At 36.0% G+C, this 18,064-nt stretch carries 13 protein-coding genes and 1 pseudogene; 3 read left to right on the top strand and 11 right to left on the bottom strand.

Going from position 1 to position 18,064, the window contains the following annotated elements; genetic code table 11:
- Positions 1 to 108 precede the first annotated feature (108 nt).
- The 8 genes and pseudogenes from C794_RS03705 to C794_RS03670 form a co-directional block, all read right to left on the bottom strand.
- Positions 109 to 1,692: a long-chain-fatty-acid--CoA ligase gene (locus tag C794_RS03705; RefSeq protein WP_017795787.1), complete on the bottom strand. Its 1,584-nt coding sequence runs from the start codon at positions 1,690 to 1,692 to the stop codon at positions 109 to 111.
- A gap of 237 nt (positions 1,693 to 1,929) precedes the next feature.
- Complete coding sequence (gene araA / locus C794_RS03700) at positions 1,930 to 3,411, bottom strand: L-arabinose isomerase (protein WP_017795786.1); 1,482 nt, start codon at positions 3,409 to 3,411, stop codon at positions 1,930 to 1,932.
- Between the two features lie 17 nt (positions 3,412 to 3,428).
- A complete protein-coding gene (locus tag C794_RS03695) occupies positions 3,429 to 5,108 on the bottom strand; it encodes a ribulokinase (RefSeq protein ID WP_017795785.1) in 1,680 nt (559 codons plus the stop codon).
- Between the two features lie 23 nt (positions 5,109 to 5,131).
- Positions 5,132 to 5,816: pseudogene (gene araD / locus C794_RS19655) on the bottom strand (L-ribulose-5-phosphate 4-epimerase).
- 185 nt (positions 5,817 to 6,001) lie between these two features.
- The gene (locus C794_RS03685; RefSeq protein WP_017795783.1) at positions 6,002 to 7,537 is read right to left on the bottom strand and encodes a M14 family zinc carboxypeptidase; all 1,536 of its coding nucleotides are present in this window, start codon (positions 7,535 to 7,537) and stop codon (positions 6,002 to 6,004) included.
- Between the two features lie 48 nt (positions 7,538 to 7,585).
- Complete coding sequence (locus C794_RS03680; protein WP_026133710.1) at positions 7,586 to 9,070, bottom strand: serine hydrolase domain-containing protein; 1,485 nt, start codon at positions 9,068 to 9,070, stop codon at positions 7,586 to 7,588.
- Between the two features lie 57 nt (positions 9,071 to 9,127).
- Positions 9,128 to 10,708, bottom strand: a complete 1,581-nt coding sequence (locus tag C794_RS03675) for a M4 family metallopeptidase (protein ID WP_026133709.1) — start codon at positions 10,706 to 10,708, stop codon at positions 9,128 to 9,130.
- A 25-nt stretch (positions 10,709 to 10,733) separates the two neighbouring features.
- Positions 10,734 to 11,324 (bottom strand): CalY family protein, encoded by a 591-nt coding sequence (locus C794_RS03670; RefSeq protein WP_017795780.1) that lies wholly within the window; start codon positions 11,322 to 11,324, stop codon positions 10,734 to 10,736.
- A 480-nt stretch (positions 11,325 to 11,804) separates the two neighbouring features.
- On the opposite strand from C794_RS03670, the gene C794_RS21335 reads away from it, so the two are divergent.
- Positions 11,805 to 12,026 (top strand): UPF0715 family protein, encoded by a 222-nt coding sequence (locus C794_RS21335; protein ID WP_420872751.1) that lies wholly within the window; start codon positions 11,805 to 11,807, stop codon positions 12,024 to 12,026.
- A gap of 293 nt (positions 12,027 to 12,319) precedes the next feature.
- Here the strand turns inward: C794_RS21335 and C794_RS03665 are convergent, their stop codons facing one another.
- A complete protein-coding gene (locus C794_RS03665) occupies positions 12,320 to 13,717 on the bottom strand; it encodes a sodium:solute symporter family protein (protein WP_017795779.1) in 1,398 nt (465 codons plus the stop codon).
- Between the two features lie 620 nt (positions 13,718 to 14,337).
- On the opposite strand from C794_RS03665, the gene C794_RS20955 reads away from it, so the two are divergent.
- Both C794_RS20955 and C794_RS20950 read left to right on the top strand, forming a co-directional pair.
- On the top strand, positions 14,338 to 14,574 hold the full coding sequence (locus tag C794_RS20955) for a hypothetical protein (protein ID WP_017795778.1): 237 nt from the start codon (positions 14,338 to 14,340) through the stop codon (positions 14,572 to 14,574).
- Complete coding sequence (locus C794_RS20950) at positions 14,537 to 14,887, top strand: cell wall hydrolase (protein WP_017795777.1); 351 nt, start codon at positions 14,537 to 14,539, stop codon at positions 14,885 to 14,887. The genes C794_RS20955 and C794_RS20950 overlap by 38 nt, the downstream gene beginning before the upstream one ends.
- 157 nt (positions 14,888 to 15,044) lie before the next feature.
- On the opposite strand, the gene C794_RS03655 is transcribed toward C794_RS20950, so the two are convergent.
- Together C794_RS03655 and C794_RS03650 are read right to left on the bottom strand one after the other, a co-directional pair.
- Entirely contained in the window at positions 15,045 to 16,106 is a 1,062-nt protein-coding gene (locus C794_RS03655) for a tartrate dehydrogenase (RefSeq protein ID WP_017795776.1), read from the bottom strand.
- 319 nt (positions 16,107 to 16,425) lie between these two features.
- Positions 16,426 to 17,976: a BCCT family transporter gene (locus C794_RS03650; protein WP_017795775.1), complete on the bottom strand. Its 1,551-nt coding sequence runs from the start codon at positions 17,974 to 17,976 to the stop codon at positions 16,426 to 16,428.
- Positions 17,977 to 18,064 lie beyond the last annotated feature (88 nt).

Raw genomic sequence — 18,064 nt, 5'->3', positions numbered from 1 at the left:
CTGAGCAGGAGTCGCCGTCTTCCATTCCAATCAAAGCCAAGTATTTCGTCAATTTGTATATAACTATCACTGCATATTTATATAGTAACTAACCATTATAAAATTAACTTAACTAAATTGTTCTTTTAGCTTTCTTTTTAGAATTTTTCCGACAGCTGTCTTTGGTAGCTCTTGCAAAAATTCAACCGATCGAGGTACTTTAAATGAAGCTAATCTATCTCGACAATACTGTATTAGATCATCCTCTGTTAGTGTTGCGTTACTTTTTAATACGACAAATGCTTTTACTGTTTCTCCTCGATATTTATCAGGCACCCCAATAATAGCAACTTCCAGTACACTTGGATGTTGATAGATCACATCCTCAATTTCAACAGGATATATATTGTAACCGCTTGCAATTATTAGCTCTTTCTTCCTTCCAGTTATATAGAAGAACCCATCATCATCCATCTTTGCTAAATCTCCAGTATATAACCATCCATTTCTAAGCACTTGATTCGTTTCATCTTCCATTCTCCAATAACCTTTCATTACTTGAGGCCCTTTAATTACTAGCTCTCCCACTTCCCCATTCGATAATGTCTCTTCTCCAGTTGCTAAATCGACTATTTTAGAATCTGTATTTGGTATAGGTATGCCAATACTCCCTGGTTTCTGTAATCCCTCAACAGGATTGCGATGTGTGACTGGAGATGCTTCAGACAAGCCAAATCCTTCAGCAACATTAGATCCACTTACATTATTAAATTGATTTATAATTTCAACTGGTAGCGGGGCAGATCCACTTGAACATGTTCTTAAACAACTTAAATCAAATTGCTTCTCTTCATGATAATAATTTAATAGAGCAATAAACATCGTCGGTACACCCATAAATAAGCTAGGCTTCACTTTCTCAATAATCTCCACCGTTTGTTCAACCTCAAACCTTGGAACTAGAATTAAATTTCCCCCAATAAAAAAGGTAAAATTCATACAACTAGTCATTCCATAAACATGAAATAAAGGTGATATTGTGAGAACCTTTTCTTCTCCTGTCTTTATGTTAATTTGCGAAGTACCGTAACTTTGTATCGTATTAGCAACCAAATTATAATGAGTTAGCATAACTCCTTTTGATCGCCCAGTAGTTCCTCCAGTATATTGCAAGACAGCAATATCATCGATCGGATCAATCGAGATCTCTGGTAATTTATATCCCTTATCTATTAGCAATTCATTAAATTTGGAATCGTTTTCAAAAGAAACTGGGATAATACTTAATAAATCGGTTTGATCCTTAACTTCGTCTACTATAGGTAATAAACTATCCAAACAAATAATAACTTTTGCTCCTGAGTCATTTAATACATGTAAAAGTTCATTAGACTTATACATCGGATTAATTTGAACAATAATTCCACCACAGAGCAATGTAGCAAAATAACTAATCGGATATTGCGGACAATTCGGTAACATTAAAGCTATCCGATCCCCTTTTTCGATGCCTAAATTATAGAGGGAACTTGCTACAGTATAAATCATTTTTTCAAGTTGCTGATACGTATACGTCTGATCAAAAAAAGTCATTGCTACCTTGTCTGAGTAAGTTTCCACAGATTTCAAGAGTAGCTCTTGAAGTGAGATTTCTGGTATTTGGACATTGGTTGGATTTCCTTCTGGAATATGTTTTACCCATGGTCTATCCATCTATTCTCCTCCTTCATCACAAACATACTAACCATATGGTATGTTCAGAATATTATAATAAAATTATAACAGAGATTATTAAAAAATCAATTGGAAATTTATTAATTTTGGAAGCAAATTTCTCTTTTATTATATAAAATAAAGAACTAGGACAAGAAAGTTACTCGAATATTTCTCATTACATAAACCATTTACATTAAAAGAGAGGGGAATCACTCTCCCCCCTCTTTTAATTATTTAAGAACGATATGTTGCTTCATTCCATTTCAATTCATTTCTTAAATCTCTCAGTTTCGTATCCTTATCAATAACAATGCACTCTATATTCGTCATCTCTGCAAAATCATACAATTGTTCAGTCGTAACTTCGAATGACAATACTGTATGATGCGCACCGCCTGCATAGATCCAAGCTTCAGTTGCTTCACTAAATGAAGGTTCTGGTTTCCATAACACTTTTGCTACAGGTAAATGTGGTGTATGATGTTCAGGACGTTCGGCTTTAATTTCATTAATAATTAATCGATAACGCCCTCCCATCTCAACCAAAGATACATTCACTGCATCTCCTGATTTCCCATCAAATACTAATCGTGCTGGATCTTCTCTATCTCCCATGGATAGTGGATTTACTACAATTTTGGGCTTATTAGCTGCTACTGTAGGACAAACCTCCAACATATGGGAGCCTAATATCATTTCATTTCCTTCTTCTAAATGATAAGTATAGTCCTCCATAAACGAAGTATTCTTATTGCTTGAGATAATCTTCATCAAACGTAGTAATGCCGCTGTTCTCCAATCACCTTCTCCAGCAAATCCATATCCTTCTGCCATTAAACGTTGAGCTGCAAGACCAGGAAGTTGTTTCATTCCATGCAGATCCTCAAAATTCGTAGTGAATGCAGTATAGTTTCCTTTTTCTAGAAATGATTTCAACCCAAGCTCGATTTTTGCTTGATATAGTATGGATTCTTGAGCAGAGATATTTGTATCAATGTCAGATGGAAATTCATATAGCTGCTTATATTCTTCATATAAATCATCAATTTGATCTTCTGTGATCGACTCTATTTCAGCTACTAAGTCACCAATACCATAATAATCTACCGTCCAACCAAATTTGATATGAGCTTCAATCTTATCACCATCCGTCACGGCAACATTACGCATGTTATCTCCAAATCTAGCCACTCGAATTGATGTACCCTCTGATACTGCTACTGCACTGTACATCCAATTAGAAATCTTTTGACTAACCTGTTTGTTTTCCCAATGACCAACTACAACTTTTCTAGGAATCGCTAATCGAGATACCATAAAACCGAATTCACGATCCCCATGTGCAGCTTGGTTTGTATTCATAAAGTCCATATCTATGGAATCCCAAGGAATTTCTTTATGGTATTGCGTATGAAGGTGCAGTAAAGGCGTTTGTAACTCTTTTAAACCAGCAATCCATGATTTCGCAGGGGAGAACGTATGCATCCAGGTTATTAGTCCCCCGCAGTTCCCATTAGTGTTTGCTTCTCTTACTACTTGTTGAATCTCAGTGGCAGTAGTGACCACTGCTTTAAATTCAATATTAAACGGTAAGTTTCCATTAATTGCCTTGACAATTTGCTTCGAGTTTTCCTTTACCTCTTGTAACGTTTCTTCTCCATATAAGGATTGGCTTCCTGTTACAAACCAAAATGTGTACGGTTTAATTGCTAACATTTGCATACCTCCATTAATTATATGTTTACTTCTTCTTGAATGCGTAAATCTTTTAAACGTTTCATCACATCATTTTCACCACGCCCAAAATAGTCATGTAGACGTTTGTATTCTTGGAAAATCTTTTCATAAATGTATACGTTTTCAGAAATTGGTTTAATAACTTTCTCTTTTACACGCGCCATATTATTTGCTGCTTCTATTGCAGTATCATATCCACCATTAGTTGATCCTGCTGCTATTGCAGCAAACATCGCTGCTCCTAGTGCAGGTGTATGCTTCGAGTCAGCAATAACAATGTTTCGATTTGTAACATCGGCATATATTTGCATTAAAAGCTTACTTTTGTGGGATAATCCGCCACATGCATAAAGCTCATCAACCGCTACACCATTTTGATGAAATGCATCCACAATCATTCTCGTGCCAAATGCAGTAGATTCTAGTAATGCTCGATATATTTCTTCTGGTTTGGTTTGTAGTGTCATTCCAAGAATCATCCCACTCAATTCTGTATCTACAAGCACTGAACGATTTCCATTCCACCAATCTAAAGCTAATAAGCCAGACTCACCAGGCTGATAATTAGATGCTTTCCACTCTAAAAATTGATATATATCTAAATCATGGTTCCTTGCCTCTTCTTTTACTTCTGCTGTTACACCTTGCTGCACAAACCAAGCAAAAATATCACCAACAGCAGATTGGCCTGCCTCATAACCGTAATACCCTGGTATTATGCCATCCTCAACTACACCACACATACCTTCTATTTGTTTTTCTTCCTCACCAAGTAACATATGGCAAATTGAAGTTCCCATGACCATAACCATTTTTCCCGGAGCTGTTACGCCCATTGCAGGTACCGCAGCATGTGCATCCACATTCCCTACTGCAACAGCTATACCTGGTTTTAACCCGGTTAAAAGCGCCATTTCCTCCGTTAAACCACCAGCATTGGTCCCTAAAGGTACGATTTCTCCACGTAATTTCGTCTCCACTAAGTCTTCCAAACGAGGATCCAGCGATTTAAAATAATGTTTACTCGGAAAGCCTTCTTGTTTATGCCAAATCGCTTTATATCCTGCTGTACAACTATTACGGATAAGATTCCCAGATAATTTAGAAATTACCCAATCGGTTGCCTCTACAAATTTATCCGTAGCTTCATAGATTTCTGGAGCTTCATCTAGTACTTGCCAGACTTTCGCTATCATCCATTCCGATGAAATCTTCCCTCCATAACGAGGTAAGAATTTCTCTCTTCTTTGTTCTGCAATTTCATTAATACGATTTGCTTTATCTTGTGCAGCATGATGCTTCCATAACTTCACCCAACTATTCGGATTTTGTTTCCACTTAGCATTAAACATTAATGGTTCACCGTGTTGATCAACAGGTAGAATCGTACAAGCCGTAAAGTCAATACCAATTCCAATGACGTCTTCAGGATCCACTTTAGATTGCTCTAATACCGCTGGAACAGAATTTTGAATAACTTCGATATAATCAGAAGCATGTTGTAAGGCCCATTCATGTCCTAACTTCTCGCCTGTTTCTGGTAGTACGTCATCTATTACACCATGATGATAAGGGGTAACATGATCCGAAATTTCCTCACCAGTTTGTAATGATACCAATACTGCTCTCCCAGATTCTGTTCCATAATCAATCCCAATCGTATATTTTTCTTCCATTACAAAACCTCCTATCTTATCTATTAGCCATAATAAGCATGTTTGCCATTTTTACGTAAATAATGTTTATCTAGTAAAGATTGTTGTATCGGTGTAACTTCAGGATTAATTTGATATGTTTGCAAAGCCATTCTCGCTACTTCTTCTAGTACCACTGCCTGATGAACCGCATCTAATGGATTCTTTCCCCAATTAAACGGAGCATGACTATGTACCAAAACACTCGGAATTGCTTTGGGATCAAGATTTTTAAATGTTTCTACGATAACATGGCCTGTTTCCAATTCATAAGCACCATTGATTTCATCATCCGTCATTTGTCTAGTACAAGGGATTTCCCCATAAAAATAATCTGCCTGTGTAGTACCAAGTGCAGGAATTGCTTTACCAGATTGCGCCCAACTTGTTGCCCAAGGAGAATGTGTATGAACAACTCCACCTATTCCAAGAAAATTTTTGTACAGTACGAGATGTGTTGGTGTATCCGAAGATGGCTTCTTATCCCCTTCAACAACCTTTCCATCTAAATCTACGACTACTAAATCATTTAGTGTTAAATTCTCATAAGCTATACCACTTGGCTTAATTACAACTAGTTTAGATTCACTATCGTATCCGCTTACATTTCCCCCACGTAAAAGTAACAAGATGGTGTTTAGGTAGAGCCTTATTCGCTTGTAAAACCTCTTCTTTCAACCTTTCTAACATCATCACAGCACCTTTTCAAATAACGCACTTACTTGTACGTACGTTTGTTATTAATTTCTATAATATTATAAATTGTACGTACATTCAATGTTTTTTGATTAAATTTTTAAAATATTATTTTTAAAATAGAAAAACCGTACAGGAAACGATGCCCATACGGTCTTCTTACTTGCATTAAATTAACGCTAGTCTAACCACTTTTCTTTTAAAAATAATGCGTACTTCATAAGATCTTCTGCTGCATCCTCAGATACTAAGTCATTATCAGATTGGTAGTTTAATAGATCGATTAAACCATTAAGGTGTTTATTGACTTTTGAGGTATCCTCCTTCTTTTCAAAGCGATCCACAGCTGTCAATTGCATCTTTAATGTTCGTACATCACTTGTATTTGTAAATGCATTCTCATTTGCAAAATGATCCACTAATAAACTCATATTGGTTGCCGTACCTACATTTTGACTATTATATAAGGCTATCCCTTCTACTTCATTATAGGTTGCACGCTTATCAAATAAAAATGGAATAACCCCCATTTTTGGTTGACTCATTGTTACATACTCACCTGCACTATAAACATTTTCTTTCTCTAGTGAGAAAAAATTCATATGCTTCTCCATTGCGTCCACTTGTACATTTGTAAGTAAATAACCAGTTGGTTTCTTTTCGATGACATTTGTTGGTTCCCAATTATCCGCTCCATCTAGATAAAAAGGCTGATTTTGTTCATTACCTAATGAAGCTTGTCTCTCTGGAGCTTCAGATACTGCTGAAGTAATTTCCTCAAATCGGTCATAGTAAAATGAAAGTACGCCTTCTACTGTTCGCATCTGCGCGTCTACTCGATAGTTAGGTTCTTGCAATCCTGCCGTTTCCGTTAAAAGTCCAAGCCCATTCCGTAATCCGAGCATATTACGCATTATACGTTCGTCTCCGCCACCAGCACCTCCTGGCGTACCGTATAAACCTGTAGAAAACCCATATCCTTCCACCTCAGGTAAAAGATGATCTTCTACCATTTCTTGATTTAGAGAGCGTAGTTGCTCATCTACATTTAAATTCCGTGGCCATAGCATCTCAATATCTGGGTTACCACTAGCTCTCGGACGTTCATGACCGTCTACCGTAATATCTGGATTAAACTCATCTAAAACACTAGCTATTGCCTGTACCTCTAACGTGCGTAAGCTTAAATGTTCACGATTAATATCAATCCCTTCAGCATTACTTCTCGTATCTGCTTCTCTACCATCTGGATTAGCAGTTGGTATAAATAAAATTGTCGCATCTTGAAGAAGCTCTAATCGTTCTTCATCATCTGTAAAAGCTAAATCTCTTAATAATTTTAATGCCATCTCTCTTGGAGCTCCTTCATTTCCATGTTGCGTACCAATGACTAGCATATTATTTCCATTTGCAATATCTTCGTCTGATGGAGGTTCTGGAAATCCTACACGTACTAAATGCAGTGGTCTTCCTTCTACTGTAGTACCAATTTGACTATAGCTAACACGATCCGATAATGTAGCTACTTCTTCTAGAAACTCAATTTCTTCCTCATGTGTTGTCCAAGTTTCTCCATCTCGTTGTTCAAACCCGGTTAAAGGCGGGTCCATATTGATATCATTCTCTTCCGCAAAACCTGTTAAAGGGAAAAGCGTTAACATTACCATAACAATGACTAGTTGGGACAAACGTTTCTTCCAAGTAAAATGATTCATTGTATCCTCCCTTTCAGCTATACATTATCAAATTATAGAGTACTAGCTTTATTGCCATTTTCCTGTTAGATACTCGATATCTGTTCTTAGTGTTTCATATGCATTATCTGTTATCGAATTGTTTTCTTTATAAAAATCAACTAATGTTTGGAAACTTTGTAAGTGTTTCCGAACTTTTTGTGCTTGATCAAGTGACTCAAAATGAGAGATTGCACTTAAGTGCGTAAGAAGTAATTGCGTTGCTGGTGTATCTGTAATTTCACCTCGATCAACCAAGCGTTCAACAAGAGACATCATACTTTCCGCATTCCAAGCATCGATTGCGGAGGCTGTTTTTTCCGATACCAATCGTCGAGTCGGATTCGTTGATACTGTATTTCTAGTTGGATGTACCCTATTTGTTAACAATATAGTAATAGATTGGTTGTTAGGACTGACCACGATGGAAGTACCTGTATACCCTGTATGCCCTATCGTATTTTGTTCTGCTAAATCATCCATGTACCAACTTTGATTTAATTCCCATCCCAACCCTTGGTCCTGCCCAGGGAAGGCACCATTCCAATTTGTGGTGATAAGTTCAAAGGCTTCCTCGGATAGAATCTGTTCACCTTGGTAACTTCCTTCATTTAACATCATCTGCCCAAACACAGCTAAATCTTCTGCCGAACTAAAAACTCCTGCATGTCCAGCAACGCCATCCAGTGCCCACGCTTTTTCATCATGAACACTCCCCCATACAAGTCCACGATTTACATTGGATTGATACTCTGTTGCAGCAATTCTCTCTTTTAGTGAAGCTTCAGGATTATACATCGTATCATTCATTTGTAGAGGTTCTGTTATATTCGCTGCTATATATTCATCTTGACGTTGCCCGCTTAGCCGTTCGATTAAAACTCCAAGTGTAATAAAATCAACATCACTATAGAGATACCGAGTACCAGGCGGCACTTCTAATGTTTCATTTAAGACAAAATCCAGACGATCTTCACGATCCCCTTCGATTTCATGAACAGGTACCGTGGTAGATGCACGAAAACCTGATGTATGGGTTAATAATTGCTTGATTGTTACATCCTCTTTACCATTAGTTGCAAACTCTGGAATATATAATGCTACCGGATCATCTAATTCAAACAATCCTTCATCCCATAGCGTCATGATTGCTGTTGCTGTAAAAAGCTTTGAAATAGACGCTGTATCAAAGATGGTATTTTCCTGCATTTCAATTGGATTTTCCATTTCTGTAAAATCGCCATCCGTATAGCGGGCAGCATAACCATATGCTTCATGTTTAACAATTTGTTCATCTCGAGCGACTAGAACAACTGCACCTGGCATCACCTGTTCAGATATTGCATTCTCAATCAATAGATCTATATCATCTAAAGGCTGTTGCAACATTTCAACATCATGGGCATCACTTGTATTTAAACCGCTCTCTGAAGCGTAAATACTAGCAGCCCCTGATATAAAAATGGAAAATAATAGGATAAACATAAATAGCAAGGGCAATACTTTCTTCATCATTATCTACTCCCTTTTTAGAAAAAAGCACTTATTTCGTTAGCTGTGTATAAAATTAGATTAATAGACTCCAACTGCATTGTAAGCCTGTTCTACTGCTTCTACATGAGATGAATTACTGCCATATAAATCAGTTGCTGCTTGAATTGCTGCCTGTCGCATCATGCTAAAATCTGAAGTACTCGTCAAATATAGATCAAGTGCACGGTAATAAATCTGTTCTGTTGCATCACGCCCAACTCCTTCAACAACCACATCATAATGTTCTCCACCCTCTGCAACTAAATAAGCTGCTTTATTGTTAATACTACTATTAATATGAACTCCACCATTGTCTAATGGACCAACATATCTTCTATCCCAATGGTCAGGATATGGCTCTTGCGTTCTTCGTTCAATCAATACTGCTGGGTCCTCTAATGAACGTAACGCAAGCGTACCATCCGCCATGATATCCTCACCCATCAACCAATTCTCACGATCTACCATCGCTCCAAAAATGTCTGCAAATGATTCGTTTAACGCTCCAGATTCATTCCGATAAATTAAATTTGCCGTATGTTGGATTACACCATGTGACATTTCATGGGCAGCTACATCAAGTCCACCAGCTAGCGGGTGGAATCGAATACCATCTCCATCACCGTAAGACATTTGTCTCCCATTCCATGATGCATTATTCCAATTATCTCCTACATGTACCGCCGAAATCAGAATCTGACCATTATCATCCACTGAGTTACGGCCAAACGTATCTAGAAAATAATCATATGTTTTCTGCGCATTTGCATGGGCATCTACGGCAGCTCCGTCGGTAAACATTTTGTTAAAACTTAATACATCTACGTTGGTTCCTGTTGTATTGTCATAAGTAACAACGCCATCCCCACGTGTTACATCGAATAGTCGAAACATATCTTCGTACTGTTGTGCCTCAAACTTTTGTCTTTCGCCAAACACACCTGTACCGAATGCAGTTACATCATGTGATGCATTAAAATTATCAATGATTTCTCCACTCTCCGCATCTATAAAATAATGCCAAAAGCCAACTTCTGGATAAGTTGTAGAAGCAGTAACTAGATAGGTAAAATGAAATTCATCATCATACTCGTAAATATATGGCTCTGCTTCAATCTCTCCATCGAATTGTTCAATATCCCCAATATTTTTTTCTAGATTCGCTTTAAAAATATCGATGATTTCTGCTATCGATTTTGTATTATCTACTGCAATACTTTCATCAATTCCAGTAACAACTTGGCCAAAGTAAGATGTAACATGGTTATTTTCATCTAAACTAATTGTTTGGTCGGCTCCATATATTGGAACCCCCTTATACGTTTGCTTCACTCTATAATGAGAAGTGTCCGTTTCACTATCTGCTGTAACATTATTTATTTCAAAACCAACTTCCGAATTACTGTTTAACTGAAATTCCTCTCCTTTGCTTTCGATATACGTTAAAACTACCTCTTTCTTTGATAAACCGCTAGGAGCCTTCCATTTTTCAATAATATATGAAGGAGTATCATAGGTTTCATTCATCTGCATGTTAATATCCTCAGCAAAAACTACTGAACTACCAATCCCGATGGATACAGCTATTGCCAGTGCTGAAGAAACCACACGTTTATTCATTTTCAAATCGTTCACCCTCCTATTTTTAAATATCCTCACCAGATGATTGTGTTGCATTAAAAATCCATTCTAATTCTAAACTGTCCCCTTGATATTCGTTCTGATCTTCACCATCATCAACAAATTCAAACTCTACCCAAAAATCATGTGTGTCTTCCGCTTCTAGCCCACCATGTTGTTCCCATAAAGGATCCCAAATATCTCGTTTCACAACATCTGGATCCATTTCTTTTAATTCATATAAAGTAGTTTCAAACACCGGTTCACTTTCTTGCTCCCAGTTCCATAAAAAATTAACTTTAACATGTTTGCCAAAATCATCCGTATTGTCACTATTGCTATCTATGACAGAATAATTCGTATCTAAAAACACATTTTCAATTTTAAGGCTACCTGCATTTGATAACGAAAATTCACGTAACATCGTATCTCCTGGTTTAAAATTATCAATTTGAATAATTGCTGTAGGGTCTACCGAAAGATCTAATGTTCCAGCGGCAAATGAATTATTCGTTACTTCCTGATCACTGAAATAAGCGTAGGTTCCTCCTCCAATTAGTGTTAAACCTAATGTAGCTGATAAAATTCCAGCACTTAATTTTTTCTTTAAATTCATTCCATCTCCTCCAGAATTCATACTTTTACATTTTTCCAGCCATCATCAACACATTGACATCTTTTCTTCTTATTTGAAGAATATTGTTAGGATAAAACGATATATACCACACCTCCTAAAATTCAAAGAATAAGTGAATGGACCAAGTTGTTAAAGATAAATATAACAAAATCATTACAGAAAAGGTGTCAGTACATGTCGAATTAATTGAATAATTGAAAAATAATGAATATTAACTACTTTTATTGTCGTATTACATAAAATGGTAAAAATGTCCACTATTTTTCAGAGGATTTTTAGGGATTTAGAGGTAAATATGCAAGTAAAAATGGAGTTTTTATTACATGGACGACTATAACAGGATAATTATCCTACCCTTACAAAATTCGACTTCTTGATTATGATCAGCACAAATACATAAGAAAGGACCTATTTATGGAAAACTAGCATAATTTTGTCTGCTATAATTAAGATAATGTCATTTGTCTTTTATTATCATCTTTCATGGCAAGTTTGATTTATTTCATGGTGTACTTTCCATATTTTGACTTTTTAGGCTTTATTTTTGTATCTATTATTTACTTTTTCTGCTATCTATTCATCGCCTTCCCAACACAAATATATCTTCGAAGAAAGCCAAAAGTTTACTCGGTTAAATATTTAATAATATACTTGTTGGTATCTTTTTTGGAACAATTATAATACTTCCGACGGTGCTAGAATTAAGTTTTACCATACATATTTCTAAAGAATTATTATGGCTATCAACCTTAAATGCTATTATTTTTTGGATCATTGATTCGTTGGTCATTAGGGAAGACCGTATACAAATTAAAAGTACTATACGTGAATTTATTCGATTTTATAATATAGGGAATTATTTGAGGGGGCATTAATAAAATCCTTGTTTTTTAATCTAAAATTCCCGAAAATACATTACTTCTTGAACAAATGCAAAACCGGACAAGAATGCCCGGTCTATTTTACAAATCTATTTACTTTTTTGATACAGGTTTTTCTGTTGTCATCAATGTCACAACAATTAACACGATAACCGCTACTGGAATAGCAACGATCACACTATTTAAATCAAATGGTTTACCTAAAATCAGTTCCCAAAGCAAAGTTGTACCTACCCCTGCAATCATAGAAGAGATACCACCTTTAGCATTCACTCTTTTCCAGAAAAATACTGCTAGTAATGCTGGTGTTAATCCGGCTCCATAAACAGTATAAGCATACATTTGTACCTCGAGTACCGTTGGGAAATAGTTCCCTAAGATAAATGAAAAAGCACCTAAAATGACAATAAATATTTTCGTATACAATACCAATTGTTTATCTGAAGCATCCTTCTTAAAGTATTTCCCAACGATATCATATGTAACGTTAGTTGCTGCAGATAGTAAATAAGAATTTCCTGTTGTTACAATAAATGCCGCTGCAGCTGCAAGTAAAATTCCCCCAACAGCTGTTGGTAAGACTGTTGTAGCTCCAATAAGTGCCATACCTGGATCTATATCATCAAAAAGCGAACGAGAAGTAAACGCAATCAGAGAAATAGTTGGTGTAATCAAAAGTATAGCCAATAGCCAAAAGATTTGTGCTTTCTTACTTGTTTTTACACCTTTTGACGCAGCAAGACGCTGATACATATTTTGATCGCCAAGCAATAAAAAGAATGAAGGTAATAAGAATCCTAATAATTGTACGGTGCTCAGAGTGCTTGTTGCAGTTAAATGCTGCTCTGGTACATTCGCTGTAATTTCTCCCCATCCACCTGCGATTGAGAACATAATCGGAAGAGCAAGGAATAAACCAATCAATGCTAGAAAAGCACTAATCGCATCCGTTGGTGCTACTGAACGAAGCCCACCAATCGTTGCTAGGAAGATTATTAGAACGGCACCGATTAGTGTTCCGATTTGTACAGACATACCTGTCGTCACATTTAATACAAAACCTAATCCTGTCATGGCATAAGAGACTATACCGACAAAAGCTAAAATGATAATGATACTTGCGATTAATTGAGCTGTTTTACCATATTTCGCTTCTAAAATACCTGAAACTGTAAATTTGCCAAACTCACGAATTTTCGGAGCTATAAAATATAAAATTCCAATACCTAATAGCGTTGGGATTGTCATCATGAGAGCAGGAATAATACCATATGAGTACGCCATTGATGTTTCCCCACCGGTTATGCTTCCACTTCCCATCCACGTTGCTAATAATGTACCTGCCAACACAAAGCTTCCTAGCCCTTTTCCGGCAAGAATAAAATCTTCACTGTTTGAGATCTTCTTGGAAAAATAGATACCAAGAATAATCATAAATACTCCATACCCAGCCACAAACCATAATAATGCTGGATTATTTGTTAATTCCATGCTGTGATTACCTCCTGAAGTTATGTAAATCATTAACTTTTAAGTTCTGCTCCCTACCATACAAATAATAAACCATACTTTGATAAGTCATTTGATAAGACTAAAAATCTTATTAATTATTAATTATTAATTGAATATAGCTTATGAGAAATTTTATCTGTTGTTAGAAAAATAGAGATGTTTAAGATTCTACACATAAATCACCTTTCTATTAAAATACGAGAATAACAGAAAAATTAAATGACAAAAATCTCAAAAATTAACGATTTTTTTATTATAACAAAGCAAGATTATTTCTCAACTTGATTTCTGAATGTCTACCAATCGTTTCGCCCCTCAATCCTGGTATAAACGAAGTTATTGATTGTGTAGTTACAATTCCTTTCATTTACTCCATTTTTTAAGATTACTCCATTATGTGATAAATTCCACAATAACTTAAAACCGAAAAAGTAATACCTTTTAATCACGAATTTGTTACATAAGTTGCAAAGATTCACTACAAAGGAAATTATTGCTTGAGCAAAACCCTTTAAAAGTTAAGCAATACATGTTAGATTCATATCTTGTGCAGGATATTTCCTGCTTCTTATTTATTTGTATAATAGGAGGATTTACCTATGCGAAAAGTTATAACGCTATTAGTAACTAGTTTTTTACTAATCATTCTAACTCCTGTTGATGCTAGCGCAGCAGAGACAGAAGAAGAAATAGAGAAAGACAATAAATTGAGCATGCATCAGCTCAGTAATCATAAATCAAATGTTGAGGAATTAGAAATGATTTATATAGATGAAGAGACAGTAGATATGACAAATAATGAAAGAGATTTTACTAGAAAGATTAGTACACGCTGAAGCAAAAGGAGAGCCGTACGAAGGTAAGGTAGCTGTTGCTGTTGTAGTACTAAATAGAGTAGATAGTAATCAGTTTCCTGACACTGTTTCAGAAGTAATTCATCAAGACAAGCAATTTACCCCTGTTAGTAACGGTAAAATTAATAAACCTGCTGGTGATTCCAGTAAGGAAGCAGTAGAAGAAGCCTTGCATACAGACAGAAGTCTCGTTACTGAGAGTTTATATTTCTATAATCCAAAAACAGCAACAAGTAGGTGGTTAGATGATAAAGTCACGACTGAAGTAATTGGAAAACATGTATTTAAAGATTAGTACTACAAGTTAATTTAAAAGTCTGTTGACTGGAATAACGATGGTTCTTTTACCAAGCTTATTCCAGTCTTTTTTGTATTAAATTACTCGACGCTTATAGGTATAATGATTTCTAAATACATTCTCAAATATAGTATCTATACAAACGATAATTCGATTAGGAACGCACTTTTAATCCTTGAATAATCTCTTCAGTTACCTCTGAAGTTGTATGTTTTCCACCTATGTCCGGTGTTAATATTCCTTTATTTGTTGTCTTTTCAATTACATCTAGTAACAAACTTCCTAATTCCTCTTCCCCAAAATGATCTAACATTAATTTAGCAGTCCAAATTTGTCCAATTGGATTCGCGATATTTTTCCCAATAATATCAGGTGCTGAACCATGAACTGGTTCAAACATTGAAGGATACTCTCCGTTAACATTAATATTTGCTGCTGGTGCAACTCCCACGCTTCCCATTATGGCCGCACCCAAATCACTTAATACATCGCCGAATAAATTACTAGCTACAATAACATCAAATCTCTCCGGATTCGTTACAAAGAAAGCTGCTAAGGCGTCAATATGCTGAGAATCTGTTTCAATTCCTGAATAATCTCTTGAAACATCTTTGAACACTTCGTCCCAAAATGGCATAGAATGAAAAATACCATTGGATTTCGTTGCACTAGTTACATGTTTTTTACGTTTATCAGCCAATTCAAAAGCAAAACGCATAACTCGTTCGGTTCCTCTTCTTGAAAAGATGCTATTTTGAATGGCAATTTCATCTTCTCCTCGAAAGATTCTGCCACCAACTTCACTGTACTCCCCTTCGCTATTTTCTCGAACCACAATAAGATCAAAGTCTTTTGGATTAACTATTTTTGATTTCACTCCAGGAAGAACTTTTGCTGGTCTATAGTTAATAACTTGTTCGAATTCTCTGCGAAATTTAATTAGAAGACCCCATAGCGAAATATGATCTGGCACAAGTTGGATATTACCAACTGCTCCTAAAAAGATGGCATGATAGTTCTTTAATATCTCCAATCCATCCTCTGGCATCATTTTACCGTGTTCCATATAATATTCACAGCTCCAAGGAAATTCATTGAAATCAAACCTTATTCCTCCATGGATATCGGATATAGCTTCTAAAACTTTTGTTGCTGCAGGTACGACTTCTTTTCCAATTCCATCTCCCGGAATATTAGCAATCATATACTTTTTCATCTTTACTCCCCTTATATCTTTAGTTTCCTATACTTACTCGACCTCATTATGGTTAAAGTATAATTGAATGTATTTTTCCAATCAATGAAATATTGAAATTTTTTAAGCTTATTTGTGAAAGAAGACTATTATTCAGTTTGATAAGCATTATGAATGGTTGGATTTTTCCCGCCATTCATATATTGTTAAAATAATATTACCTGTATAGGCAGAGGAAAAGTTTGACATCTTATTTTTTTACATTCGATCAATTCTTTATACGACTGTAGACTTTTTTACAAATAAAAAAGGAGCTGACTTAAACGTCAGCCCCTTTGTATTACTTTCTGTCAGGTTGTTTTTCATCAATTTTTTGTTCTTTAGCTAGTTCACGGCTTACACGTGGTGCTGTCCAAAATGTGGTTAACATGAGTAAGGAAACCGGAACAGCCGTAACTACAATGAATGATTGCAGAGATCCGACACTATCCTCACCTATAGTAATTAATACTGTTGCTACAAGTCCCATAAGAATCGCCCAAATCACACGTAAATACTTAGCCGGATCTCCGTGACCAGTAATCGCCATCGAAATAGTTAATGACATGGAATCAGTTGTTGTTAGTACAAATATAATAGTTGCTAGTAGGAATAAGAAACCAAAAATTGTACCGAATGGCAGCTGCTCTGCAATTGCAATCATAGCTGCTGGAGGTCCAGCACTATTTAAAGCATCAGAGACAGAACCAGGATTATTCATTTCCGAAAAGATTCCTGTTCCCCCAACAACCGTAAACCAAAATGTTGTAACAACAGGTGCAATGACTACAACAGCAGTTACTAATTCACGAATCGTACGGCCACGCGATATACGACTAACAAACATAGCCATCATTGGGCCATAACCGATAAACCAAGCAAAGAAAAAAATCGTCCATAATCCAAGCCAAGCACCATCACTTCGGAAAGTGTTCAACGTTAAAAAGTCTTGTACATACAATCCAAATGATTGCACATACGAATCGAATATAAATAATGCTGGTCCTAAAATAAGGACACCGATCATTAATCCAACAGCAAGAATAATATTATAACTACTTAAAATTTGTATTCCTTTATGAATACCTGTTGCGGCAGAAATCCCAGCTGCAATAACAATTACTGCAACAATAAGACACTGCATGAGTAAATTATTTGGTAAACCAAACAATGCATTTAATCCATACCCAGCCTGTAAACCGAGAAAACCAATCGGACCAATTGTTCCTGCTGCCACAGATACAATCGAAAAGGCATCAACAAACGTTCCTAATGCACTTTTTTCCATAATTTTATCCCCAAATATCGGGTAAAGTAATGACCTTGGTTTTAATGGTGCATTTCGATGATAATGGGAATACATCAATACAATCGTACCTAATGTTCCTAAGATGGCCCAGGAAACAAAGCCCCAATCGACAAAACTAGTTGCAAGTGCTGGTACTATTGCTTCAGGTGTTCCTGCCTCAATCCCTGAAAAATGAGGAGGTACAGTTAAAAAGTGACTTAATGGCTCAGCTGCTGCCCAGAAAACACCACCAGCTGCGAGTAACGTACACATAATAATGGAGATCCATTTAAAGGTTCCAATCTCTGGTTTTTCTAATTTCCCTAAACGGATCTTACCAAACTTGGAATACCCAAGTATTAATGCAATAAATAAGGTTCCAACCATTAGAACTTGATAGATGGAACCAAAGTAAGTTACCGACCAATTAAACATTGTATTAACCGCATCAGTAACCATGTTCTTATTTATCAATGCTAAGATCACAAAGGCAAGTAATGCCCCTCCACTTAGAAAAAGTACTGGTTTATCTATAGTTTGATTTTGTTTCTTTATATTCTTCAAAATCTGCTCCTTTCAATCAACACAAAAAAACTCACATAATCATCACTGACTTTAATTTTTCCTATTTAGTCAGTTGTATGTGAGATTA

Origin of the sequence: Oceanobacillus kimchii X50 (assembly GCF_000340475.1) — a bacterium.
Taxonomy (GTDB): domain Bacteria; phylum Bacillota; class Bacilli; order Bacillales; family Amphibacillaceae; genus Oceanobacillus; species Oceanobacillus kimchii.
Note: the sequence above shows the minus strand (reverse complement) of the source record. Positions and strands in the feature narration are given on the sequence as shown.